This is a genomic window from Roseovarius sp. ZX-A-9 (assembly GCF_028369135.1).
Classification (GTDB): Bacteria; Pseudomonadota; Alphaproteobacteria; order Rhodobacterales; family Rhodobacteraceae; genus Roseovarius.
This window is the reverse complement of sequence record NZ_JAPWHW010000016.1, coordinates 1-24,094: the sequence shown is the minus strand read 5'-3', so window position 1 is coordinate 24,094 and position 24,094 is coordinate 1. Positions and strand designations below refer to the sequence as shown.

Here is a 24,094-nt window from a genome sequence, read left to right as displayed (position 1 = left end):
GCGCGCGTACCGACGGGGCAGGTGCCCCCGGCGGGGATGTTTATGGCCAGAAGATGCGACATGAAGCGTCTGGATTGATGGGATTGGAATGACACAGGAACTGCAATGTATTTCGCCGATTGACGGATCGGTTTTCGCCACGCGGAAGGTGGAAAGCGTCAAGAGCGCCCGCGCGATCGCGGATCGTGCGCGGGCCGCACAGGCGGCATGGGCGGCGCGGCCGCTCGAAGAGCGGACCCGGCTGGTGATGGCCGGGGTCGCGGCCGTGGGCGCGATGAATGACGAGGTGGTGCCGGAACTGGCGCATATGATGGGGCGCCCCGTGCGCTACGGTGGCGAATTCGGCGGCTTCAAGGAGCGCGCCGGCCACATGGCCCAGATCGCCCAAGACGCGCTTGCCGATATCGAAGTGGGCGAAGACGCGACGTTCAAACGGTATATCAAGCGTGTGCCGCATGGCGTCGTCTTTGTCGTGGCGCCGTGGAATTACCCCTACATGACTGCGATCAACACGGTGGCACCCGCGCTGATCGCCGGGAACAGTGTCATCCTGAAACATGCCACGCAGACCCTGCTGGTGGGCGAGCGGATGGCGCGTGCATTCCACGCCGCAGGCGTGCCGGAGGATGTGTTTCAGAACGTGTTTCTGGATCACGACACCACATCTGCGCTGATTGCCGATGGCGCGTTCGATTTCATCAATTTCACCGGTTCGGTCGGCGGCGGGCGCGCGATGGAGCGCGCTGCGGCGGGCACATTCACCCCGGTCAGCACAGAACTGGGCGGCAAGGATCCGGGCTATGTGATGGAAGATGCGGATCTGGATGCGGCAGTGGACACGCTGATTGACGGCGCGATGTACAACTCCGGCCAGTGCTGCTGCGGGATCGAACGCATCTACGTGCATGAAAGCCTCTATGACGCCTTCGTCGAAAAGGCAGTGGCGATCGTGCGCGGCTACAAGCTGGGCAATCCGCTGGACCCCGAAACGACGCTGGGGCCGATGGCGCATGTGCGGTTCGCAAAGGAAGTGCGCGCGCAGATCGACGAGGCACTGGCCGCGGGCGCTACGGCGCATATCGAAACCTTTGACGCAGACGATGGCGGCGCCTACCTGACGCCGCAGATCCTGACCGATGTGACGCACGAGATGCGCGTCATGCGCGACGAAAGCTTTGGCCCGGTTGTCGGCATCATGAAGGTGGCATCGGACGAGGAAGCCATCGCGCTGATGAATGACAGCGAATTCGGCCTCACCGCCAGCCTCTGGACGGCGGATGTCGCGCGTGCGCAATCTGTCGGGGACCGGATCGAAACCGGCACCGTCTTCATGAACCGCGCCGATTACCTCGATCCCGGCCTGTGCTGGACCGGCTGCAAGAACACTGGCCGCGGGGGTGGATTGTCGGTGATCGGCTATCACAACCTGACGCGCCCGAAATCCTACCATCTCAAGAAGGTGACAAAATGAGCCTCACTGGAAACTGGTCCTACCCGACCGCCATCAAATTCGGCGCAGGCCGCATTGCCGAGCTGCCCGACGCCTGTGCGCAAGCCGGGATGAAACGCCCGCTGCTTGTCACCGACAAGGGGCTGGCCGATCTGCCGATCACCATCGGCACGCTGGATATCATGGAGGCGGCTGGCCTCGGGCGCGGCATCTTTTCCGAGGTGGATCCCAACCCGAATGAAAAGAACCTCGAAGCAGGCGTCGCGGCCTACAAGGCCGGTGGCCATGACGGTGTGATCGCGTTCGGTGGCGGTTCCGGCCTTGATCTGGGCAAGATGGTCGCCTTCATGTGCGGCCAGACGCGCCCGGTCTGGGACTACGAGGATGTCGGCGATTGGTGGACGCGCGCCGACGCGGATGCCATCGCGCCCATCGTTGCGGTGCCCACAACGGCAGGGACAGGATCGGAAGTGGGGCGCGCCAGCGTGATCACCAATTCCGAAACCCATGTGAAGAAGATCATCTTTCACCCAAAGGTGCTGCCAGCGGTCGTGATCTGTGATCCCGAACTGACCGTGGGCATGCCCAAATTCATCACCGCGGGCACCGGTCTGGACGCCTTCGCCCATTGCGTCGAGGCGTTTAGCAGCCCGCATTACCACCCGATGAGCCAGGGCATCGCGCTCGAGGGCATGCGGCTGGTCAAGGACTATCTGCCACGCGCCTACGCCAATGGCAGCGATATCGAGGCGCGCGCCCAGATGATGTCTGCGGCGATGATGGGCGCCACCGCCTTCCAGAAAGGGCTGGGCGCCATTCATGCGATGAGCCACCCGATCGGCGCCGTATTCCACACCCACCACGGCACCACCAACGCGGTCTGCATGCCTGCGGTGCTGGACCTCAACGCCCCCGTAATCGCCGACCGCTTCCGCACGGCGGCGGCCTATCTTGATATCGAAGGTGGCTTCGACGGGTTCCGGGCCTTCGTGCAGGACTTCAACGATGCGCTGGGCATTCCCCGGACGCTGAAGGACCTCGGCGTCGATCCCGCGCGGGTGGATGAACTGGTCGCCGAGGCGATCAAGGATCCCAGCTGCGGTGGCAACCCGGTGAAACTGACCGAAGCCAACCTGAAGCAGCTTTACGAGGCGAGCTTCTAAGCCCGGCCTTCACGCAGGCTTAGCCCAATTCGGCCCGCTGGTAGGCATCCGCAAGGGTGCCTACCAAGGCATTTCCGTCTTCGTCGAGCGGCGGGCCGAGCGGCACGCGTATCTCGACCTGCCCGAAATCCGAGCCATTCTCGCACGCGCCAAGTCGGCGCAGCAGAGCGCGCATCGCGGTGTTTTCGGGATGCACGAGGGCGACGAATTCGCGAATGCCGTTTTCAACCGCATGCCTCATGAGCGCGCCCAGAAGAGCGCGGCCCAGCCCGATCCCCTGCGCGTGATCCACGATGGTCAATGCGATCTCGGCGGCATCGCTCTCGGGGTTCAGGCGCACATAGCGCGCGCTGCCCAGCGGCTCTACCGAGTCCGCGCCCTGCCGTTCGGCCCCAATGGCGGCGTGGGAATGGTCACCGGTGGCGGTGAACGTATCCAGTTCGGCCTCGCTCAGGCTCGGATGCGCTGACAGGAACCTCAGATATCGTGATCTTTCGGACAATTGCGCGAAGCCCGCCAACAGCAGGTCGCGGTCTGCGGGCGTGATCTCGCGGATGCGCACCCGTTCGCCAGTGTCCAATGGCACGCAAAAGGGAATCAGCGTCAATGGCATGGTCGTTTCTGTGCCTTCCGGTTGGGTGCCTCGGGGAACGGATCAATCATGCTTATAACCTGCGTCGGCGCAGAATGTTCAATCCTGCACCGACGCGTGGGAAATGCACCTATTCCGCAGGCACCGCCACCTCGGCGTCCTCCAGCGGATGCGGCAGTTTGTTCAGCATCTCGATCGGGCAGACCTGGATGAAATTCTGCAACTCCAGATCCCAGTGCTGCAGGATGTCGCTCGCCTTGCGGCTGCCTGTCTCGGCAGCGTGCCGCTCTACCAGTGCGCGCAGCTCTGCCTGCCAATGCGGATGGCTTACCGCGGACGTGACCAGTGTTTCCATGTTTATCAGATGCGTGGCGCGCCCGTCGGGATCATACAGATAGGCCATTCCGCCGGTCATGCCCGCCCCGAAATTCGCCCCGATCCGGCCAAGGATCACGGCGACACCGCCGGTCATGTATTCGCAACCGTTGCTGCCGCAGCCCTCGATCACCACATGCGCGCCGCTGTTGCGCACGGCAAAGCGTTCGCCGGCACGGCCCGCGGCAAAGAGATAGCCCGCCGTCGCGCCGTAAAGCACCGTGTTGCCGATGATGGTGTTCTCTGACGCTTCCAGCCCGCTGGACATCGGCGGGCGCACGACGATCGTGCCTCCCGACAGACCCTTGCCGACATAGTCATTGGCGTCGCCCGATACTTCCAGCTTCAGCCCCGGTGCCGCGAATGCGCCCAAGGACTGGCCCGCACTGCCCGACAGCTTGACCGTCAGGTGATCGGGTTGCAGCGAATTGCGCATACCGAACTTCTTTACGATATGGCTGCTCAGGCGTGTGCCCACGGTCCGGTCGGTGTTCTGGATGGCGTAATGCAGCTGGATCTTCTCGCCATCCTCAAGGAACCGCTGCGCATCGCGCACGATTTCCGCATCCAGCGTGTCCGGCACCGCGTTGCGCGGGCGGGAGCGGTCATAGCGGACGTTCTTGGTGCCATCGACAGTGACCAGCATCGGATTGAGGTCCAGATCGTCCAGATGCGCGCTGCCCCGGCTGACCTGCATCAGCAGGTCGGCACGGCCGATCACGTCATCGAGGCTACGCGCGCCGATACCGGCCAGCACCTCGCGCACCTCCTGCGCGTAGAAGGTAATGAGGTTCACCACCTTGTCGGCATTGCCGGTGAACTTGTTGCGCAATACCGGGTCTTGCGTGCAGACCCCAACGGGGCAGGTATTGCTCTGGCACTGGCGCACCATGATGCAGCCCATGGCGATCAGCGCGGCGGTGCCGATGCCGTATTCCTCGGCCCCCATCATCGCCGCCATGACAATATCGCGCCCGGTGCGCAGCCCGCCATCGGTGCGCAGCGTCACCCGCTCTCGCAGATTGTTCATGCTGAGCACCTGATGCGCCTCTGTCAGGCCCATTTCCCACGGCAGGCCCGCATATTTGATCGAGGTCGCAGGCGAGGCCCCCGTGCCGCCATTATGGCCCGAGATCAGGATCACATCCGCCTTGGCCTTGGCCACACCAGCGGCAATCGTGCCCACGCCCGATTGCGCCACCAGCTTGACCGTGACCTTGGCACGCGGGTTGATCTGCTTGAGGTCATAGATCAGCTGCGCCAGATCCTCGATACTGTAGATATCGTGATGCGGCGGCGGGCTGATCAGCGTCACGCCGGGTGTCGCATGGCGCAGGCGCGCAATCAGCTCTGTCACCTTCATGCCGGGCAACTGGCCGCCTTCGCCGGGCTTGGCACCCTGCGCCACCTTGATTTCCAGTTCTTCGCATTGGTTGAGGTATTCCGCCGTCACACCAAACCGCCCCGAGGCGACCTGTTTGATCTTGGCCGACGGGTTGTCGCCATTCGGTTCGGGCAGGAAATGCGCCGGATCTTCGCCGCCTTCGCCACTGTCGCTGCGTGCGCCGATACGGTTCATAGCCACGTTCAGCGTCTTGTGCGCCTCGGGGCTGAGGGCCCCCAGCGACATCCCCGGTGTCACGAACCGCTTGCGGATCGCGGTCACGCTTTCGACCTCTTCGATGGGCACGGCATTGCCCAGCGGCTTGATCGCCATCAGATCGCGCAGGTGAATGGGCGGATTGGCCTGCATCGCCGCGCTATAGCGTTTCCACAACTCATAGCTGGCGGTGTTGCAGGCGGTCTGCATCATATGCATGGTCTGCGCGCCCCAGGCGTGGCTCTCGCCCGATTTGCGCGCCTTGTAAAACCCGCCGATGGGCAGGACGTTCTCGGCCGCGCCGTAGGCCCGTGCATGCACTTCTTCCAGCTTGGTCTGGATACCGCTGACGCCGATACCGCTGATCCGGCTTACAAGACCGGGGAAATACTCGGCGCACATCGCGCGACTTAGGCCGATGGCCTCGAAATTGAGGCCCCCGCGATAGGAGGAAATCACCGAAATCCCCATCTTCGACATGATTTTCAACAGGCCCGCGTCAATCGCCTTGCGATAACGCGCCACGGCCTCGGTCAGCGTGCCTTCCAGCAGGCCCCGTTCGATCCGGTCGGCGAGCGAATCCTCGGCCAGGTAGGCGTTGACCACTGTCGCACCCGCGCCCACCAGCACGGCAAAGTAATGCGGGTCGATACATTCGGCTGACCGCACGTTGAGCGAGGTGAAGGTCCGCAGCCCCTTGCGCGTCAGATGGCTGTGCACGGCGGAGGTGGCGAGGATCATCGGCATGCCGATCCGCTCCGCGCTGCTGTATTGATCGGTCAGCACCAGATGCCCCGCGCCAGAGCGCACCGCATCCTCGGCTTCGGCGCGGATGCGTTTCAGCCCGGCCTGCAACGCACCCGGTCCGGGCGCAAAGGTACAGTCGATCTCGGTCACGTCGGCGTTGAACTGCTGCATCAGCACGGTCCATTGCGCGTTGCCGATGAACGGGCTTTCCAGCACCAGGATCTCGGTCTGCGCGCTGCTTTCGTCCAGCACGTTCTTGAGGTTGCCGAACCGGGTCTTGAGGCTCATCACCCGGTATTCGCGCAAACTGTCAATCGGCGGGTTGGTGACCTGGCTGAAATTCTGCCGGAAGAAATGGCTCAGCGGGCGGTACTTGGCACTCAGCACCGCGCTGGGCGTATCGTCACCCATCGACGCAATCGCCTCTTTGCCGTCCTCACCCATCGGTGCCAGGATCTGTTCCAGCTCCTCGATGGTATAGCCCGCCGCGATCTGGCGGCGGCGCAGGTCGCCCCCGGTATGCATCGGCTCTTCGCTGACCACGCTCAGGGTCTCTTCCAGATCGTTGATCCGGCCCACCCATTCGCCAAAGGGCTGGGCGCCGGCCAGCTTGTCCTTGATCTCGTGGTCGCGGAACATCTGCCCCGCCTTCATGTCCACGGCCAGCATCTGACCCGGCCCCAGCGCGCCCTTTTCGCGCACGCTGGCCTCGTCGATGGGCACCATGCCCGCCTCGCTGCCCGCGATCAGTAGCCCGTCGCCTGTCACCACATAGCGCATCGGCCGCAGCCCGTTGCGGTCCAGCCCCGCACAGACCCAGCGGCCATCGGTCATCGCCAGGGCGGCGGGGCCGTCCCACGGCTCCATGACCGAGTTGCAGTAGGAATACATGTCGCGCCACGCCTGCGGCAGGTCCTCGGCCTGCTTGGACCACGATTCGGGCACCAGCATCGTCTTGGCCATCGGGGCAGAGCGGCCCGCGCGCACCAGCACCTCGAACACCGCATCCAGCGCGGCACTGTCCGATGATCCTCCGGCGATGATCGGCTTGATATCCTCGGCCAGATCCCCGAACGCCGAAGACGCCATGCGGATCTCGTGGCTCTTCATCCAGGTCATGTTGCCCTTCAGCGTGTTGATCTCGCCGTTATGAGCCAGCATCCGGAACGGCTGCGCCAGCCACCACTGCGGAAAGGTGTTGGTGGAATAGCGCTGGTGGTAGATCGCAAAGGCGGACTTGAAACGCTCGTCCATCAGATCGGGGTAGAACACCGCCACCTGTTCGGCCAGCATCATGCCCTTGTAGATGATGCTGCGACAGCTGAGCGACGCGATGTAAAACCCGGCAATCCCTGCCGCCACGACGGCTTTCTCGATCCGGCGGCGAATGACGTAAAGCTCGCGCTCAAACGCCTCTTCCTCGATGCCCTTGGCGTTCGAGATCATGATCTGCTCGATCTCGGGCCGGGTCGCGTTGGCCTTCTCGCCCAGGCAGGTGATATCGACCGGCACATGCCGCCAGCCATAGATCGTGTGCCCCATGCGCAGCACTTCGGTCTCGACGATGGTACGGCACATTTCCTGCGCGCCAAAATCGGTGCGCGGCAGAAAGACCTGACCGATGGCGACCAGTTGATCCTCGTGCGGCTCGTGCCCGGTGCGCCGGATCGCATCATAGAAGAACGGCACGGCGATCTGCACATGGATGCCCGCGCCATCGCCGGTCTTGCCGTCGGCATCGACCGCGCCGCGGTGCCAGATCGCCTTGAGCGCGTCGATGCCCGCCTGCACCACCTTGCGGCTGGGCTTGCCGTTGATCGACACCACCAGACCGACCCCGCAGGATGAATGCTCCTCGTCATGGGCATACATGCCGTTCTCGGCCAGCCAGTTGCGCTTGGCTTCTTCGGCCCGGACCCACTCGGCGTTGTATTCGGTCATATCTCGTCTCCCTCATCCACGGACGGCCAGTCCGCTTCGTATTGTTGTTTGCTCACCCGCGTGTGATCCCCGACAAAGGCCAGCCCATGCGGCTGATCATCGGCGTAAATTTCGCGCACCAGGCGCAACTCTCCATCGTCGAACAGGCCCGGCGAAAGCTCCAGATTGCCGTCCTCCGTCGCACCGGTTCCACGCAGCCAGAGCTGCGATCCGCAGGTGCCGCAAAACGCGCGCTCGGCCAGCGGCGAACTGACATAGAGCCTGACAGGCCCCGTCACCTCGACCGCATCCTTCGGCGCCAGAAATCCCAGCATCGCACCGCCCGCCCAGCGGCGGCACATCCGGCAATGGCAGGCCGACATTTCTTGCGAATGTCGCGCCACATGCAGTTGCACCGCGCCGCACAGGCATCGTCCCAACATGCTCATGCGGCGATCCTCTCGCTGCGCAATCCACGCAGGTTACGAACGCGTCCGCACAGGGTCTGTTTCGGGCGCTGGGCCAGCTGCCGCATCAGACCGCCCCGCCGCCGAATTGCGCATGAGTCTCGGCCTCGGTCATGGTGTGCGCGGGGGCCAATTTCACGGTCCGGCAAATTTCCTTGTCCGTGTACCAGTGATTATCGGCCTCCAGCCCGGCGATATCGTCAAACAGTCCCAGCGACAGCCCGACACCGTCGGAGTTGTCCGTTGGCCGATACCACAGGGCCGATCCGCATTTTCCGCAAAACGCGCGTTCGGCCCAATCGGAGCTTTGCAGCGTGCGAATATGCTCGGCACCGGTCATGTCCACGTCATCCATCCGCAGCCAGACACTGAAGAACTGCGATCCCGTCACCCGGCGGCACATGTCGCAAGCACAAATGTTGAAACGGTCGAGCGTGCCCTGGGCGGTAAAGCTTACCGCGCCGCACATGCATCTTCCGGTTTTCTCCGCCATTGCCTGCCAGTCCCTTGATCTGCTTGGGTCAGCTTTGCTGACCCGCCATTGCCGCCACGCCGATTTTCATACGGTCCAAATACCGACGTCTTACCGACGTGATACCGATCCGCCTTATTCCGCCGCCATTGTCGCCGCGGCGTCGATATCCGCCAACACCGCCGCTGCCGTGTCGCGCCCGTCGCGGATAGCCCAGACCACAAGGCTGGCACCGCGCACGATGTCGCCCACCGCATAGACGCCGTCCATCTCGGTGCGCCCAGAGGTGAATTCGGCCTTGATCGTGCCCCAGCGGGTCACTGCCAGTTCTGGCTGCTCCCACAGCCCCGGCAGGTCCTCTGGCTCAAAGCCCAAGGCCTTGATCACCAGATCGGCAGGCTCGTCATACTCGGCGCCCTCGATCTCTTCGGGTCTTTGCCGGCCCGTCGCATCGGGGGCACCAAGGCGCATTTTCTGCACCTTCACCGCCGTGATCGGATCGCCCAGGAACCCCTTGGGCGCGCTCAACCATTCAAAGATCACGCCTTCTTCCTCGGCGTTGTTCACTTCGCGCTGGCTGCCGGGCATGTTCGCCCGATCGCGACGGTAGAGGCATTTTACAGATGTCGCTCCCTGCCGGATCGCGGTGCGCACGCAATCCATCGCCGTATCGCCGCCGCCGATGACGACGACGCGCTTGCCACTGGCGTTCAACTCGCCGCTGTCGATCTCTGGCACCGCGTCGCCAAACCACTGCTTGCTTGATGCAGTCAGGTAGTCGATTGCCCGCACGATGCCCGCGGCCCCTGCGCCCGGCCCCTGCAATTCGCGTGATTTATAGACGCCCGTGGCGATGATCACCGCGTCATGCTTGCCCCGGATCGCACCGAAAGAGATATCGGTGCCAACCTCGCAATTCAGCTTCAGTTCGACGCCGCCTTGCTCAAGCTGCTCGATGCGGCGGATCACCACGTCCTTTTCCAGCTTGAACCCCGGAATGCCGTAGGTCATCAGCCCGCCGCCCCGGTCGTAGCGGTCATAGACCGTCACCTGCAGGCCCGCGCGGCGCAGAACATCCGCAGCCGCCAGCCCGCCGGGGCCTGCGCCGATGATGCCGACGCTCTCGGGGCGTTCGCTGATGGGCGCGATCGGCTGGACCCAGCCCTGATCCCATGCGGTGTCGGTGATGTATTTCTCGACGGCGCCGATGGTCACGGTGCCGTGGCCGGACTGCTCGATCACGCAGTTGCCCTCGCACAGCCGGTCCTGCGGGCAGATGCGGCCGCAAATCTCGGGGAAGGTATTCGTTGCCTGGCTCAGCTCGTACGCCTCTTGCAGCCGCCCCGAGGCGGTCAGGCGCAGCCAGTCGGGGATGTTGTTGTGCAGCGGACAGTGGGTCTGGCAGTAGGGCACGCCGCACTGGCTGCACCGGCTCGCCTGCTCTTTCGCCTTGGCGTCGGCGTACTCGGCGTAAATCTCGTGGAAATCCTGGCTCCGTAGATCAGGGGCACGCTTTTCCGGCATGTCCCGGGGCACGGTTACGAATTTCAGCATAGGATCATTGGCCACGGGCGCACCTTTCATTGATGCGCCGTTCTAATACGTCCGGTTCGGAAATAAAAGTCAGCAGTTGTGACCTAACTTCAGAAATAAATCCGGGAAATCCAAATTGTTAACGAATGATCGAAAATAATAGTAAACAAGTGATACCTATTTAGAGCCCAGCCCACATCATACCCATCGCGCAAACCCCCACGATGATTCGCCACCATCCGAAAAAGGCGTAGCCATTGCGGCTGATGAAATTCAAAACACCCTTCACGACGAACACCGCCGTGACAAAAGCCAGCGCAAAGCCGATGGCGATATCCCCCATCGCACTCAGGTCCAGCACATCGCGGTTCTTCCACAGGTCATAGCCGAAGGCGCCCGCCATGGTCGGGATCGAGAGGAAGAAGGAAAACTCGGCGGCAGCCCGTTTGCTGACACCCATCAGCAGCGCACCGACGATGGTCGCGCCAGAGCGGCTGGTGCCTGGTACCATCGCAAGACATTGAAACAGACCGATCGTGAACGCGATGCCCAGTGGCAGATCCATCGCATCATCATGCCGCGGATCAGGGGCGTAGCGGTCGACAAACAGCAGGACAACACCGCCGATGATCAACATCATGGCGACCAGCATCGGCGATTCAAAGAGCACTGTCTTGATGAAACCGTGCGCCATCACGCCAACCAGCACAGCCGGCAGGAACGCGACCAGCACTGCCCACAGGAACCGACGCGCCGCCGGATCATGCGGCGCCGCGCACATAACACCCGTCAGTCTTCCAAAATAGACCGTCAGGATCGCCAGCACAGCACCTAGTTGAATGACAACTTCAAAGGTCCGTCCGGGGCTGTCGAACCCCAGGAAATGCCCGAACAACAGCAGATGCCCCGTGGATGACACCGGAATGAACTCGGTCAGCCCTTCGATCAGCCCCAGAAAGGCCGCGACCAGAGTGGTGTCAGACATCAGAAAGTTCCCGAAATTTCATTGCGTTTGGCACAAACCCTCAGCCCTGATCCTTGCCAAAACAGCCACGGCGTTCGAACGATGCGATGCGTCTCGCACTATATCCGTTTCAGATCAAACGCAAATTATCTCAGGCGCGCAGGTTGCCAGCCGACTCCTTGATCGCCTCGTACTGACCTGCGGGCCGGAACCGCCACAGATAATCGGGCAGAACAGCCTCCAACGCACTCGGCTCGATCCCGAGATCGGCAAACCCCTTTGCACCGTCGCTCACCACGTTGTCATGACGCAGGGTTGCCACCTGATCGCGAGTGATCTGCGGCGGGATAAGGCCCAACGAAACCGTCTGCACCAATTCCATCACACCCGCCATCACCGATGCGATCCAGAACGGGATGTTCATCACGATGCGACGCCGCCGAATGACATGCAACATCTGCTCCATCAACTCGCGGAACGTGTTCACGTCCGGGCCACCCAGTTCGTAGATGCCGGGCGCGGCCTTGCCCGACGCACCCATCACGGCTGCGGCGGCCACGTCATCGACATAGACGGGCTGAAACTTTGTGCCGGCCCCGACCACAGGCAGTACCGGCCCCAGCCGGGTCAAACCGGCAAACCGGTTAAAGAAGGCATCCTCAGGCCCGAAGATCACCGACGGGCGCAGGATCACGGCGCTGGGGAAATGTTCCAATACAGCGGCCTCGCCACGGCCCTTGGACCGGGCGTATTCACTGTCCGCCTCTGCATCCGCGCCGATGGCTGAAATATGAACCATGCGCGTCACGCCCGTCTCGGCGGCGATCCGCGCGATACGTGCCGCGCCCTCGTTTTGCACGGCGTCGAAATTGTTCTTGCCCTTGCGGTCGAACGTGCCGACGCAGTTGATCACCACATCCGCGCCTTGCATGACAGAGCGCACGCTGTCGTCATCACGGATATTGCACAGCGCCGGCGCAACCTGTCCGACGACGCCGTAAGGAGTGACGATTCCCGCCTCGTGCGGTCGCCGCACAGCGACACGAATACGCCAGCCATCCTTGGCCAACCGCCGCGCAATGTAGCGCCCGACAAAACCTGATCCACCGTAGATGGTGACGAGTTTGGACATCAACGAGCCTCCGGACCTTTGGACAAAGAATTTTCCGCCCTCAGTCCTACTCGCAAGGCGCGCTCTGGACAAGGCGCTATGGCAATTTGCGCCGCGCGGCAAAATGCCGTTGACACCACCGCGCCCCGGGGCTACATGCACGGCTCACGACACCTGCCCAGGTGGCGGAATGGTAGACGCGCTAGCTTCAGGTGCTAGTATTCGCAAGGATGTGGAGGTTCGAGTCCTCTCCTGGGCACCATACCCCCCAAAAAAAGTCAATTCTTCATGTTTCCAAGGGGATGTTGGTATTCTGAGCCTCAAAGATTCTCCACAATCTGCCTCAGACTATGCCAGCCGGCTTTGCGCGCTTGTCTGGTCGGGGCCGAGTTCGGGGCGAAGGCTCAAATCCCGCTCATGGTAGAATAGTTCACAGCATGCATTTCATTCGCTGAGCCTGCCAAGGAGAGTTCGTCGGTCAAGTATCCGGTTCTTTTGCAACGAGTTCGACAGTGTTGCCGTCCGGATCGGACGTGAAGACACCACGCCAACCGACCCAATCGAATGTTTCAACGCTATATTCCCGGCCGAGTTTTTCGTACCACGCGATGACCGCTTCCTGTTCGTCCCATGGCAGGCTGAGCGCAAGATGATGGAGCGAGGAGCCCGGACCGGTCGCGGGGGGTACGTCGCTTGCCTTGGTGTGGCCAGCGCCTTCGATGTCGTGGCGAAACAGGGCCAAAACGGTGGTATGGCCGCCAAAGCCGTCAGCGATACGAAAGAAAACGATTCGGCCATTGTCCGGATCATTGAACGGCTCCAACCCGATCACATCGCGATAAAACGCGACCATTGCGTCGAAATCAATGCAGCGGATGGCAATCTCGCCAAGGGCGCGAACAGTGAAATCACGTTGAGCCATGGAGCTTCTCCTGATTGATGTTTTCAGCTTTGCTTAAACCGGTGTGCCCCGAACATGCCGGTTTCAGAGGATGGATCAAGGCGCACCCGTGAGGCAAGCGGCGGTACGCGGGCAGCGGATCCCCTCGGCCGGTTGGTGCGCTGTCCTGCCCAGACCGAACCGAGGACGATCGCCGCTCCGAGAATCTGCATCGGCGACAGTGACTGATCGAGCCAGATCCAGCCAAGGATCACCGCCGTCACCGGGCTCATCATGCCGAGCATGGAAACTGCGCCGGGCTCCAGCCGCGCCACACCCCTGAACCAGAGCGCATAGGTCGCCGCAGCGCCGATCAGGCCCAACCACACAAGCCCGCCGAGATTGGTCGCGGAAAGTGGCGGCAAGGGCGGCTCGATGATCAGTGCGAGAGGAAACAGGATCAGGCCGCCGGCGGTCAGTTGCCAAGCGGTGAAACTGAGGACCGAGACCGGCGGCTGCCATTTTCGGCTGAGCACGGTGCCCGCCGCCATTGACGCAGCCCCACCAAGGCCTGCGGCGATGCCGATGGGATCAAGGTCAGCCTCCGGGCCGATGAGCAGCAGCGCCACTCCGATCACCCCCGTCGCCGCCGCTGCCACTGCGCCCGCCCGGATCGGCGTGCCCAGCCAGCCGCGCGCCATCACGATGACCATCATTGCCTGCAACGCCCCCAGCGTCGCCGCCACCCCGCCGGGGAGCCGGTAAGCGGCCACGAACAACAACACCCAGAAGAGCGCGAAATTGAAACTGCCAAGAAGGAAGGCCCGCCCGATCCAGGCACGGGAGGGCAGGCAACGCGTGACGGCGAGCAGCAGCAAACCGGCTGGCAGCGCACGCAGGGCGGCAAGGGTGACCGGGTAGCCATCAGGCAGCGCTTCGGTTGTCACGAGGTAGGTGCTGCCCCAGATCGCGGGGGCGAGCGCGGTAAGGAAAATGTCAGTGGTGCGTGTCATGAGGAGCCTCGTTAGGTCGGGCGTTGGGAGTAGGAAGCTGGCGTTCGTGCCTATGCCGGAGCCGGCACTAGCAATTCTGGCCGGGCTATCCGCCGCCTTCGTGCCAGATGACATTGAAGCTCTCATCCGGTGACGGCGACGAAAAGTGACGGGAGAATTGACGAAACTGGGCCTCGGTCACCGAGAAGGGGTGATCGCCTTGCAGGCGACGTCTGCGCAGCCTCGCAAGGCAGACGTCGTCCGGCACATTCAGCACGTGGAGGTAATGGGCGGCCTTGGACATCTCAATAACGCCGCGCATCCAGCGGCGCTGTTCGACGGTGTTGGCCGGAAAGTCCAGCACTACCGAAACCCTCGCATTCAACAAAGCGGCAATGTGGGGCGCCATGATCTGCCTGAGTTGCGCGGAACATCGCTTGTAATCGGACAAGGAGTTCAGTTCGTCGGCGAAGAGTGCCTTAAGCCAGTCGTCCTCGGTGATCCGGACCGTTTGCGGGAGGTCTGCGAGGCGGGTCGCTAAGGTGGATTTCCCAGCCGCAATCTTCCCGCAAAGCATGTGAAGCGTCGGTAATGTGTCGGGCATGGTGGTTCCTGCGGTTTGGTCGCTCACCAGAGCGGTTGAAAGGGCAAACGTTGGCGTTCGGGCCAGGGTGTCAGGCCGATGTCGCGCATAATGTGGGGCGGCAGGTCGTGCGGCAGGGTTTTCAGTTTACGGTCGCGGCGTTCTTTGCAGGTCGAAAACAGCCTAATCATGGCAAATCCTTTCATGCTGCGAGGCGCCGCGCGGCGCGCAATTGCGCCGCGAGATCCTCGCGTGGTCCGTTGACAAGGCGGGTGCCGGTCTCGCGGACGATCAGGGTGGGGACGGCGCGCACCTGGAGCGCGCTTGCGTGCTGACGGTCAGCCTTGACCGCGCGTGCGGTTGCCGGATCGTCGAAAACCTCCGCGAAGGCTGCAGCGTCGAGGCCAAGGTCGTGAGCGATGTCCAGCACCGTGGCAGTATCGGCGACGTTCCGCGCCTCAGATAGGTGCGCCTGCTGAAGCCGGTCGAACATGTCCCAGTGGGCGGCCTGACCGCCCAGCCGTTCCGCCGCCTTGCAGCCTCGCGCCGCGATCATCCCGTGCGGGTAATCGAACGGCGCGGACCGCATGGCGTCGATATTGACGAGGGCGGGCCGGTCGCTCACCTGTTTGCAGGCGGCCCAATGGTCGAGGATCGTCGCGCGGGCGGCTTCTGGTGTGCCCCAGCGCTCCGCCATTTCCGCAGGGCTGGCTTGCAGTACGAAGGTCCGATGCCGGATGTCGAGGTCGAATTCCTCGGCGAGGGACCGCAGCCGCGAGGAGATGTTGAAGCACCAGCAGCAGACAACGTCGTGGAAGAAGTCGATTGTGAGGGCTGGCATCAGGCCGCCTCCGCTTGCAGGTCGGCACCAGCCAGCCGCGCAGCGATCCGGGCGACACGCGCCCCTTGAAAACGTGCGCCTGCCAGGTCGGTCTCGGTCGGCGTGCGCGAACCGTCCGTGCCCGCGATCGTGCCGGCACCATAGGGCGCACCGCCGATGATGGCCTCGGCTGTCGTCTGGCCCGCGAAGGTGTAGGGCATGCCCGCAATCAGCATGCCGAAATGCTGAAGCGGTATCTGGGTCGAGAGCAGCGTCGCCTCGTGCCCGCCATGCTGCGAGCCGGTCGAAGCAAAGACCGCTCCGACCTTGCCAACCAGCGCGTTGCGTGCCCAGAGGCCGCCGGCCTGATCGAGAAAGGTTTTCATCTGACCGGCCATCATGCCGAAGCGCGTCGGCGTGCCGAGGATGATGGCGTCATAATGCTCGAGGTCGGCAGGCGCCGCCAGTGGCGTGTCATCCGTTGCGAACCCGGCTTTGGCGCGGATGTCGTCGGGCACGGTTTCGGGAACGCGGCGCAGATCGGCATGGCTGCCGGGCACGGATCTGGCACCTTCGGCTTCGGCCTGTGCCAAGTCGCGGACATGGCCATAGCTGGAATAGTAGAGAACAAGAACGCGGGTCATGATTTCCTCTCGGGCATTGGGGTTTCGATGCCTGAGAAGATCGCCGATCGGGCGCGGGGGATTAACCGCCCCGCTGTCACTTCATTCTTTACGCCTGTTGAAGAATGTCAGCGCCCGAGCGCCTTGCGAAGATGGTCGAGAAATGCCGTCACCTTGGCGTCCATGCCGAAGCGCGAGGCGGTCACTGCAAAGACCTCCGGCGCCGTCAATTCCCATTCTGGCAGGACACGCACCAATTCACCGCGCATTTCCGCCGGTTTGGAAATGAAATCTGGCAAGGTGCCGATGCCGTGGCCCGCGATCAGAAGGTCGCGCAGGACGAGGCTGTTTCCGACCCTGACGGGGGGATCGAGGGCGATGGTTTTGGTGCCAGAGGGGCCCTGAAGGTTCCATGCGCTGAGGTGATCAGCCAGCAGGAAGCCGATAACCCTGTGGGATGGGATGTCGTCGGGCGTTTCTGGCACGCCGGCCCGGTCCAGATAAGCCGGTGACGCGAAAATGCGTTGCTGTATCTTGCCGATCTTGCGCGCGACAAGCGCCGAGTCCGGCATCGTGGGGCGGATGCGGATCGAGAGGTCGAACCCGCCCTCGACCATATCGACCACCCGGTCGTCGAGCGACAGTGTGAACCTGAGATCTGGATAGGTATCGAGGAAATCCGGAAGGATCGGCGCGATGACCGCCTGGCCGAAGGAACTGGGGGCATTCACATTGAGATGGCCACGCACCGCGCCCGCACCGTCGCGGATGCGGGTTTCGATCTGCTTCACCGCGTCTAGAATGCCGGTGGCCTCGTCGTAGTAGAGGCGCCCGGCATCAGTGAGCGACATCGATCGCGTGGTGCGGGTGAGCAAGGTGCAGCCGAGACTCTCTTCGAGCAGCTTGACCTCACGACTGAGGAGCGCCGGCGAAACCCCGAGATCTTCCGCTGCCCGCGCGAAGCTGCCGCGCTCGACGATGCGGCGGAAGGCATGCATGACGGAGAGCTTGTCCATTGGCCGTATCTCCTGATTTTGCGGTGCAACAGTATGAGCTTCAGTGGGGTACGCATTGAAAAACTAATGCCCGCATCAAGAATCAACAACGGCCTTGCTGCTTCCGCTCCTCTGAATCCTGCCGTGGCCCGTCGAGGCGATGGAGACGGTCTTGGTTAGAAGCAACGCACTAAACGCTTCGGGGGAAGAAGACCGGACGTTGCATAAGGGGTTCACTCTCCGCCCGGCAGACCGATCTTTTTCACATGCGCCTCGAAGAAATCCGAGAATGCTGCGACGCGCAGCGGCAATTGATCGTAGGGCGGGTAATACAGGGTCAGCCAGATATCTGCCGACTTCCAATCGGGCAGCACCTCGGTCATGCGCCCGGCGGCAAGGGCATCATCGATGATGAAGCGCGGAAGCAGGGCGATGCCCTCTCCGTTCAGGACCAGGCCCGTCAGAAGATCACCGTTGTTGGTGCTAAGTCGGCCTTGCGCCTTGTGGCTGCGCCGACACTTGCCGTTTGAAAGTTGCCAGACCTCGTCAAGCAGATCGTCATGATAGCCAAGACAGCTGTGGTCGGCCAGGTCTTCGGGGCGCTCCGGAGTGCCATGCGCGCGCAGATACTGAGGTGTGGCGACCAACAGGCGCGGAACCTTGCAGATCTTGCGCCAGATCGTGGATTTTTCATTCGGCGGTCCAGAAACACGGATGGCCAGATCGAAACCTTCCGCGACGATGTCAACGAAGCCGTCAGACAGGCTGACGTCCAGATTCATCTGCGGGTGCAGCGCACCGAATTCCGACAGAACTGCTGGCAGAACCTTGACGCCCAACGACAGCGGCGCGCTGATCCGCAGGCGGCCCGAGATGATACCCTGCGCCTCTCGGGTTTCATTGGCCGCTTCGGTCAACCCATCGGCGAGCGGCGCCGCGCGCGCGGCATAAATCGCCCCCGCTGACGTAAGCGAGACCTGCCGCGTCGTGCGCACCAGCAATTGCACGCCAAGGCGCGACTCGAGCGCCGCGATGGTGCGCGTGACCGATGCCGGGGTCATTCCCAACTGCCGCGCCGCGCCAGCAAAGCTCTGCTGTTCGGCCACGGTCAGGAAGACGCGAATGCATTCAAGTTCGCCCATGAGGTTTATTACATTTATCGCAATAGTGAATGCAACATTATCCGTCTTCACGGCAATGGTCTGGTAGCCCATATCGGGCTCAAGCAACAACAATCAGCCAAGAGGCGCGGGATGCTTATCCAGAACGACGGACTGTTTCACTTTGTCCTGATGGCGTGCTGCGTTGATGCACAGCGGAACACTCGGGCGAATGGCAACGTTTGACCCCCAAACTCAATCTAACCGAATGGAGAATCACGATAATGTCCACCAAACTCGCCATAATCTACTATTCCAGCTACGGCACCAACCATCAGATGGCCACCATCGCGGCGGAGGCAGCAAAGGACGCTGGAGCGGAAGTGCGGTTGCTGAAAGCGCCGGAAACTGCCCCCGATGACGTCGTTACCGGTGTGGATGCCTGGAAGGCACAGACCGAAAAGACCGCCGAGATTCCCAACGCCACGGTGGAAGACATGGAATGGGCAAACGCCTATCTCATTTCGGCCCCGACCCGTTTCGGCATCATGGCCAGCCAGATGCGCGCCTTTATCGACACGCTGGGCGGTATCTGGTCCAAGGGCGGGCTGGCGAACAAGCCGGTTTCGGCCATGACATCCGCGCAAAACGCCAATGGCGGGCAGGAAACCACCTTGGTTTCCTTCTATAACACGGTCATGCACTGGGGCGGGATCGTTGTGGCGCCCGGATTTACTGACGAGGTGATCTTCAAGACCGGCGGCAACCCCTACGGCTACAGCCACAATGCGGGTGAGGATTTCTCGGACGATGCCAAGGCGGCCATCCGCCATCAAGCGCGGCGTCTGGTCGAGATTGCGGACAAACTGGCCTGATGGCTCGGGCAGCCGGCCCCAGCTGAACAGCTGGTCGGGGCTGTCGGGCGATGCCTGACCGGGTCCCGGCCAACTCTGTCAAACCGCTCTTTACCGAAAGGATGAATTCAAAATGGGACTTCTCGTCGATGGAACCTGGCATGACCAGTGGTACGACACCTCCAGCACCGGGGGCCGGTTCGTGCGCAGAGATGCACAGTTTCGCAACTGGATCACACCTGACGGCAGTGCCGGCCCGACCGGCGGTGACGGCTTCAAGGCCGAGGCCGGGCGATATCATCTCTATGTCTCGCTCGCGTGTCCCTGGGCCAACCGCACCCTGATCATGCGTGCCCTAAAGGGGCTGGAGGACGCGATCAGCGTTTCGGTCGTCAATCCTTTTATGGGGGAAAACGGTTGGACCTTTGAGCGGGGGCCCGGCGTGATTCCCGACCCCGTAAGTGATGCGAAATACATGTACGAGGTCTATCTGCGCGCCGATCCGGCCTATAGCGGCCGCGTCACCGTGCCCGTGCTGTGGGATCTGAAGCGCGAAACCATCGTCAGCAACGAATCCGCCGAGATCATCCGAATGCTGAATTCTGCCTTCGACGGCATCGCTACCAAGCAAGACGACTACGCCCCCTCGGATCTGCTGGAGGAAATCGACGAGATCAACGCCTTTACTTATGATGCGATTAATAACGGTGTCTACAAGGCGGGCTTTGCCACCGAGCAGGCCGTCTACGAGGCAGAGGTGCGCAAGCTCTTTGCCGCGCTGGACGAGCTTGAGGAAAGGCTCGGTCGTCAACGCTATCTGGTGGGCGATCAGATCACCGAAGCAGACTGGCGTCTGTTCACGACGCTTATCCGCTTTGATTCCGTCTATCACGGGCATTTCAAATGCAATCTGAGAATGCTGAAAGACTACGAAAACCTGTGGGGCTATACGCGTGAGCTGTATCAATGGCCGGGCGTCGCCGACACGGTGAATTTCGACCACATCAAGCAGCACTACTATCGTAGCCACGGCACCATCAATCCCAATGGCATCGTGCCCGACGGACCCGTTTTGGATCTGGATCGCCCGCCAAACCGGTCATGACGCGGGGCTTTGTGCCCGAAACCGCATATAATGAAGCGACTTCAACCGACGGACCCGAAAGGAACATCGAAATGAGTTATTCTCCCTGCCCCGATCCCGTTCTGGGGGACCGCGACACCGTCAACGCCATCGAAACCCTGATCGTGCCGCGCGCCGTGGATCTGGGCGAGATGGAGGTGCGGCGCGCATTGCCGTCGGTCAAACGTCAGATGGTCGGGCCTTTCATCTTCTTCGACCAGATGGGACCGGCGGAATTTCTGACGGACCAAGGCATCGACGTGCGCCCGCATCCGCATATCAACCTCGCCACGCTGACCTATCTTTTTGAGGGCGAGATCTTGCACCGCGATTCGCTGGGCACCGAGCAGACCATCCGCCCCGGCGCAGTGAACTGGATGAAGGCGGGGCAGGGCATCGTCCATTCCGAACGTACCTCGGCGGAGAGATGGAAAAACGGCCAGCGGCTGTTCGGCCTGCAGACATGGATGGCCCTGCCAGAGGCCGAGGAGGAAACCGCACCCGATTTCTTGCACTACGGGTCAGACGAGTTGCCGTTGGTCGACAGCGACGGCATCAAGGCGCGCATCATCGCCGGTGAGGCATTCGGCATGAAGAGTGGCCTGAGGACGGCGTCAGAAGCCCTCTATGGAGATGTCGAATTGCAGGCGGGCAGAAGCATGCCAATTGATGCCACTTACGAAGAACGTGCGCTATATACCATCTCTGGCGAGATAGAGATCGCGGGCGACCGTTTCGAGAAGGGTCAGCTTCTGATTCTGCGCCCGGGTGATGCAATAACGGTCAAGGCCAATGCCACGGCGCGTTTCATGCTGTTCGGTGGCGCACCGATGGGTGCGCCGCGGTATATCTGGTGGAATTTCGTCTCGTCCCGCCCCGAGCGGATCGAGGCCGCAAAGGAAGAATGGGCCAAGGGCCGGTTCGACACCGTGCCGGGGGATGAGGCGGATTTTATCCCGCTGCCCGCAGACATCGGCAAACCGCGCCGTGCGCAAGGCGGCGTTCGCTATCCCTGAACCTCATCCAAGAAAGGGCGCTGTTATGACACATGCGATCCCCGGACTGCACCACGTCACCGCCATCTCTGGCCCGCCGCAGAAAAATGTCGATTTCTACGTCGGCACGCTGCTGCAGCGGTTGGTGAAGAAGACGGTCAATTTTGACGATCCAGGCACCTATCACCTCTATTATGGCAACCAGAAGGCCGAACCCGGCAGTATCCTGACGTTCTTTCCCTTCGTCGATGCCGGGCCGGGGCGCGCTGGGCCGGGCATGGCCAGCGCGGTGGCCTATGCGGTGCCAAAGGGCGGGCTGAAGGCATGGGTGACGGCGCTGACCGAGGCTGCGGTTGATTTCGACGGCCCGTTCGAGCGGTTTGACGAGCAGTTGATCGCTGTGACTGACCCCGACGGTCTGCGGATCGAATTGACCGAGACGGCCCGCGCGGTGACGCAGGGCACGAGCACGAACGGCGCGCCCATCGATGACGGTTTCCACTCCGTCACTCTTTGGCTCGACACTCCTGATCGCACCGCGCGGCTTCTGACGGATGTGTTCGGCTACGCTAGCGCGGGCGAGGCATCGCAGGGCGGCGAGGCACGTTATCGGTTTCTGGCCGCCGGGCAGGGGCGCGGGTCGGTCGTTGATCTGATCACGTCGAATTCGGCCTCCAGCGGTAGGCAGGGCGCGGGGTCGATACACCATGTCGCGTTCCGCGCCGAAAATGACGATGTGCAAAGGGGTTGGCAGGAAACCCTGCGCAGTCAGGGCTTTGACGTGACACCGCAGATCGACCGGCAGTATTTCAACGCAATCTACTTCCGCGAACCCGGCGGCGTGCTGTTCGAAATTGCAACCGACCCGCCCGGCTTTGCCACGGATGAGCCGATGGAGAAGCTGGGACAGGAATTGAAGCTGCCCGCGCAGCACGAACATTTGCGCGACCAGATCGAGCGTATCCTGCCGCCCGTCACAGTCCCCAAAGGTGGCATCCCTACGCAGTGATCCACAGACGGCAATCAGCGCCGCCAACCTGACGATGCCTCGACGCATTCTGATGCGGGCCGCGATCCCCAGTGTACTGCCCCGAAATATGGGATAGAAGCGGCTCGCATGAGATTAACGGCCGTTGCCATGACCAAGGAAAGCGCACCATGATCTTCGTCTTCAAACTTCTGGAGTTACTGGCCCTCGGCGTTGTGATGGCGCTGGCCTTTCTTGTTCTGATCGTCTTCGTCATGTTCGTTCTGGACCGCACGCAGACCGGCGACGCGATCCGGCGGAACTATCCGGTGATCGGGCGATTCCGGCATCTGTTCACCTCGCTGGGCGAATTTTTTCGCCAGTATTTCTTTGCCATGGACCGCGAGGAAATGCCGTTCAACAGGGCGCAGCGCGATTGGGTGGGCAATGCCACCAAGGGGGCTGGTAACACCGTCGCGTTCGGATCGACCCGTAGCCTGTCGATTCCGGGCACGCCGATCTTCGTTCCGGCCGCATTTCCACCGCTTGACGATCAGTTCAGTTCGACCAACCCGATGCAGATCGGTCCGCATGCCGCGATTCCCTATGTGGCAAAGTCGATCTTCAACATTTCTGGCATGAGCTATGGTGCGATCTCGCGCCCGGCGGTCGAGGCGCTGAGCCGCGGTGCGGCCAAGGCAGGCATCTGGCTGAACACCGGCGAAGGGGGACTGTCGCCCTACCATCTGAAGGGTGGTTGCGACATCGTCTACCAGATCGGGACGGCCAAATACGGGGTCCGCGATCACGACGGCAACCTGAGTGATGAAAAGCTGCGCGAAGTGGGTGAGAACCCATATGTGAAAATGATCGAGCTGAAGCTGGCGCAAGGCGCGAAACCCGGCAAGGGCGGTATCCTGCCGGGCGAGAAGGTCAACGCCGAGATCGCTCAAATCCGCGGTATTCCCGAAGGAAAGGACAGTATTTCGCCCAACCGTTACCCGGAGGTGGATAATCTTGACGCTCTGCTGGACCTGATCGGGCATGTCCGCGACGTGACCGGGCGGCCCGTCGGTATCAAGGTGGTGCTGGGCGCGTCGAACGCGTGGGAGGAATTCTTTGATCGGATCATAGAGCGAGGTGAGGTGAGCGCCCCGGATTTCATTACCGTCGATGGCGGCGAAGGCGGCACCGGTGCGGCGCCGATGCCGTTGATGGACCTGGTTGGCATGCCCATTCGCGACGCCCTGCCGCGCATGGTCGATCTGCGTGACAGGCACGGGCTGAAGGACCGGATCCGCATCATCGCCAGCGGCAAGCTGGTCAACCCCAGCGAGATTGCTTGGGCGATCTGCGCAGGCGCCGATATCGTGACGTCCGCACGCGGGTTCATGTTCTCGCTGGGGTGCATTCAGGCGCTCAAGTGCAACAAGAACACCTGCCCCACCGGTATCACTACTCACGACCCGCGTCTGCAACGCGGGCTGGTGGTCGAAGACAAGTATGTAAAGGTCGCAAATTACGCCAAGTCAGTGATCAAGGAAGTCGAGACCATCGCTCATTCGGTCGGCGTGGCAGAGCCGCGCCTGATGCGGCGGCGGCATGTGCGGATCGTGCAGGCTGATGGCAGCTCGATCCCGATGAACCAGATCCGCCCCAGCCACGATGCGGCCCTCTATCCATGACCGCGATTAGAGTATCCGTCTTGATCAAGCTGTTTTCGGTGTCCATTTGCGGTTTTGCTGGACGAGTGCGTTTGCCAATTCGA

The 24,094-nt window shown here is 62.1% G+C and carries 22 protein-coding genes and 1 tRNA gene; 8 read left to right on the top strand and 15 right to left on the bottom strand.

The annotated features are described in order from the left end of the window. The first annotated feature begins 88 nt into the window (after nt 1-88). Entirely contained in the window at nt 89-1,471 is a 1,383-nt protein-coding gene (locus tag O3306_RS15385) for an aldehyde dehydrogenase family protein (protein ID WP_272008915.1), read from the top strand. After that, nucleotides 1,468-2,613 carry an iron-containing alcohol dehydrogenase gene (locus tag O3306_RS15380; RefSeq protein ID WP_272008913.1) on the top strand — a complete coding sequence of 382 codons (1,146 nt, stop codon included), beginning with the start codon at nt 1,468-1,470 and terminating at the stop codon, nt 2,611-2,613. The genes O3306_RS15385 and O3306_RS15380 overlap by 4 nt, the downstream gene beginning before the upstream one ends. 19 nt (nt 2,614-2,632) lie before the next feature. Here the strand turns inward: O3306_RS15380 and O3306_RS15375 are convergent, their stop codons facing one another. From O3306_RS15375 to O3306_RS15345, 7 genes are all read right to left on the bottom strand, one after another. Next, nucleotides 2,633-3,226, bottom strand: a complete 594-nt coding sequence (locus tag O3306_RS15375) for a GNAT family N-acetyltransferase (protein ID WP_272008911.1) — start codon at nt 3,224-3,226, stop codon at nt 2,633-2,635. 109 nt (nt 3,227-3,335) lie between these two features. Further along, a complete protein-coding gene (gene gltB / locus O3306_RS15370) occupies nt 3,336-7,868 on the bottom strand; it encodes a glutamate synthase large subunit (RefSeq protein WP_272008909.1) in 4,533 nt (1,510 codons plus the stop codon). Next, nucleotides 7,865-8,296: a GFA family protein gene (locus tag O3306_RS15365; RefSeq protein ID WP_272008907.1), complete on the bottom strand. Its 432-nt coding sequence runs from the start codon at nt 8,294-8,296 to the stop codon at nt 7,865-7,867. The genes gltB and O3306_RS15365 overlap by 4 nt, the downstream gene beginning before the upstream one ends. Before the next feature lie 85 nt (nt 8,297-8,381). Continuing rightward, complete coding sequence (locus O3306_RS15360) at nt 8,382-8,783, bottom strand: GFA family protein (protein ID WP_272008905.1); 402 nt, start codon at nt 8,781-8,783, stop codon at nt 8,382-8,384. Nucleotides 8,784-8,921: 138 nt separating this feature from the next. After that, on the bottom strand, nt 8,922-10,355 hold the full coding sequence (locus O3306_RS15355; RefSeq protein WP_272009081.1) for an NAD(P)-dependent oxidoreductase: 1,434 nt from the start codon (nt 10,353-10,355) through the stop codon (nt 8,922-8,924). Nucleotides 10,356-10,500: 145 nt separating this feature from the next. Further along, entirely contained in the window at nt 10,501-11,307 is an 807-nt protein-coding gene (locus tag O3306_RS15350; RefSeq protein ID WP_272009078.1) for an undecaprenyl-diphosphate phosphatase, read from the bottom strand. Between the two features lie 127 nt (nt 11,308-11,434). Beyond that, on the bottom strand, nt 11,435-12,415 hold the full coding sequence (locus tag O3306_RS15345) for a complex I NDUFA9 subunit family protein (RefSeq protein WP_272008903.1): 981 nt from the start codon (nt 12,413-12,415) through the stop codon (nt 11,435-11,437). A 155-nt stretch (nt 12,416-12,570) separates the two neighbouring features. On the opposite strand from O3306_RS15345, the gene O3306_RS15340 reads away from it, so the two are divergent. Then, a tRNA-Leu gene (locus tag O3306_RS15340) sits at nt 12,571-12,656 on the top strand. 216 nt (nt 12,657-12,872) lie between these two features. On the opposite strand, the gene O3306_RS15335 is transcribed toward O3306_RS15340, so the two are convergent. The 8 genes from O3306_RS15335 to O3306_RS15300 all read right to left on the bottom strand — a co-directional run bounded on the left by O3306_RS15335 (nt 12,873) and on the right by O3306_RS15300 (nt 18,429). Next, nucleotides 12,873-13,316, bottom strand: a complete 444-nt coding sequence (locus tag O3306_RS15335; RefSeq protein ID WP_272008901.1) for a VOC family protein — start codon at nt 13,314-13,316, stop codon at nt 12,873-12,875. A 23-nt stretch (nt 13,317-13,339) separates the two neighbouring features. Next, nucleotides 13,340-14,287: an EamA family transporter gene (locus O3306_RS15330; protein WP_272008899.1), complete on the bottom strand. Its 948-nt coding sequence runs from the start codon at nt 14,285-14,287 to the stop codon at nt 13,340-13,342. A gap of 85 nt (nt 14,288-14,372) precedes the next feature. Beyond that, nucleotides 14,373-14,870 (bottom strand): AAA family ATPase, encoded by a 498-nt coding sequence (locus O3306_RS15325; RefSeq protein WP_272008897.1) that lies wholly within the window; start codon nt 14,868-14,870, stop codon nt 14,373-14,375. 23 nt (nt 14,871-14,893) lie between these two features. Beyond that, nucleotides 14,894-15,055: a hypothetical protein gene (locus O3306_RS15320; RefSeq protein ID WP_272008895.1), complete on the bottom strand. Its 162-nt coding sequence runs from the start codon at nt 15,053-15,055 to the stop codon at nt 14,894-14,896. After that, the gene (locus O3306_RS15315) at nt 15,052-15,690 is read right to left on the bottom strand and encodes a DsbA family oxidoreductase (RefSeq protein WP_272008894.1); all 639 of its coding nucleotides are present in this window, start codon (nt 15,688-15,690) and stop codon (nt 15,052-15,054) included. The genes O3306_RS15320 and O3306_RS15315 overlap by 4 nt, the downstream gene beginning before the upstream one ends. After that, nucleotides 15,690-16,313, bottom strand: a complete 624-nt coding sequence (gene wrbA / locus O3306_RS15310; RefSeq protein WP_272008891.1) for an NAD(P)H:quinone oxidoreductase — start codon at nt 16,311-16,313, stop codon at nt 15,690-15,692. Before wrbA (O3306_RS15310) ends, O3306_RS15315 begins: the two co-directional genes overlap by 1 nt. A 107-nt stretch (nt 16,314-16,420) precedes the next feature. Then, a complete protein-coding gene (locus O3306_RS15305) occupies nt 16,421-17,308 on the bottom strand; it encodes a LysR family transcriptional regulator (protein WP_272008889.1) in 888 nt (295 codons plus the stop codon). A gap of 212 nt (nt 17,309-17,520) precedes the next feature. Beyond that, complete coding sequence (locus O3306_RS15300; protein WP_272008887.1) at nt 17,521-18,429, bottom strand: LysR family transcriptional regulator; 909 nt, start codon at nt 18,427-18,429, stop codon at nt 17,521-17,523. A 242-nt stretch (nt 18,430-18,671) separates the two neighbouring features. On the opposite strand from O3306_RS15300, the gene wrbA (O3306_RS15295) reads away from it, so the two are divergent. The 5 genes from wrbA (O3306_RS15295) (at nt 18,672) to O3306_RS15275 (ending at nt 24,011) form a co-directional block, all read left to right on the top strand. Next, on the top strand, nt 18,672-19,262 hold the full coding sequence (gene wrbA, locus O3306_RS15295) for an NAD(P)H:quinone oxidoreductase (protein WP_272008885.1): 591 nt from the start codon (nt 18,672-18,674) through the stop codon (nt 19,260-19,262). Between the two features lie 112 nt (nt 19,263-19,374). Further along, the gene (locus O3306_RS15290; RefSeq protein WP_272008883.1) at nt 19,375-20,346 is read left to right on the top strand and encodes a glutathione S-transferase family protein; all 972 of its coding nucleotides are present in this window, start codon (nt 19,375-19,377) and stop codon (nt 20,344-20,346) included. Between the two features lie 71 nt (nt 20,347-20,417). Further along, nucleotides 20,418-21,380: a pirin family protein gene (locus O3306_RS15285; protein ID WP_272008881.1), complete on the top strand. Its 963-nt coding sequence runs from the start codon at nt 20,418-20,420 to the stop codon at nt 21,378-21,380. A gap of 25 nt (nt 21,381-21,405) precedes the next feature. After that, nucleotides 21,406-22,368, top strand: coding sequence for a ring-cleaving dioxygenase (locus O3306_RS15280; protein ID WP_272008880.1), 963 nt, complete (start codon nt 21,406-21,408; stop codon nt 22,366-22,368). 149 nt (nt 22,369-22,517) lie between these two features. After that, complete coding sequence (locus O3306_RS15275; RefSeq protein WP_272008879.1) at nt 22,518-24,011, top strand: FMN-binding glutamate synthase family protein; 1,494 nt, start codon at nt 22,518-22,520, stop codon at nt 24,009-24,011. Nucleotides 24,012-24,094 lie beyond the last annotated feature (83 nt).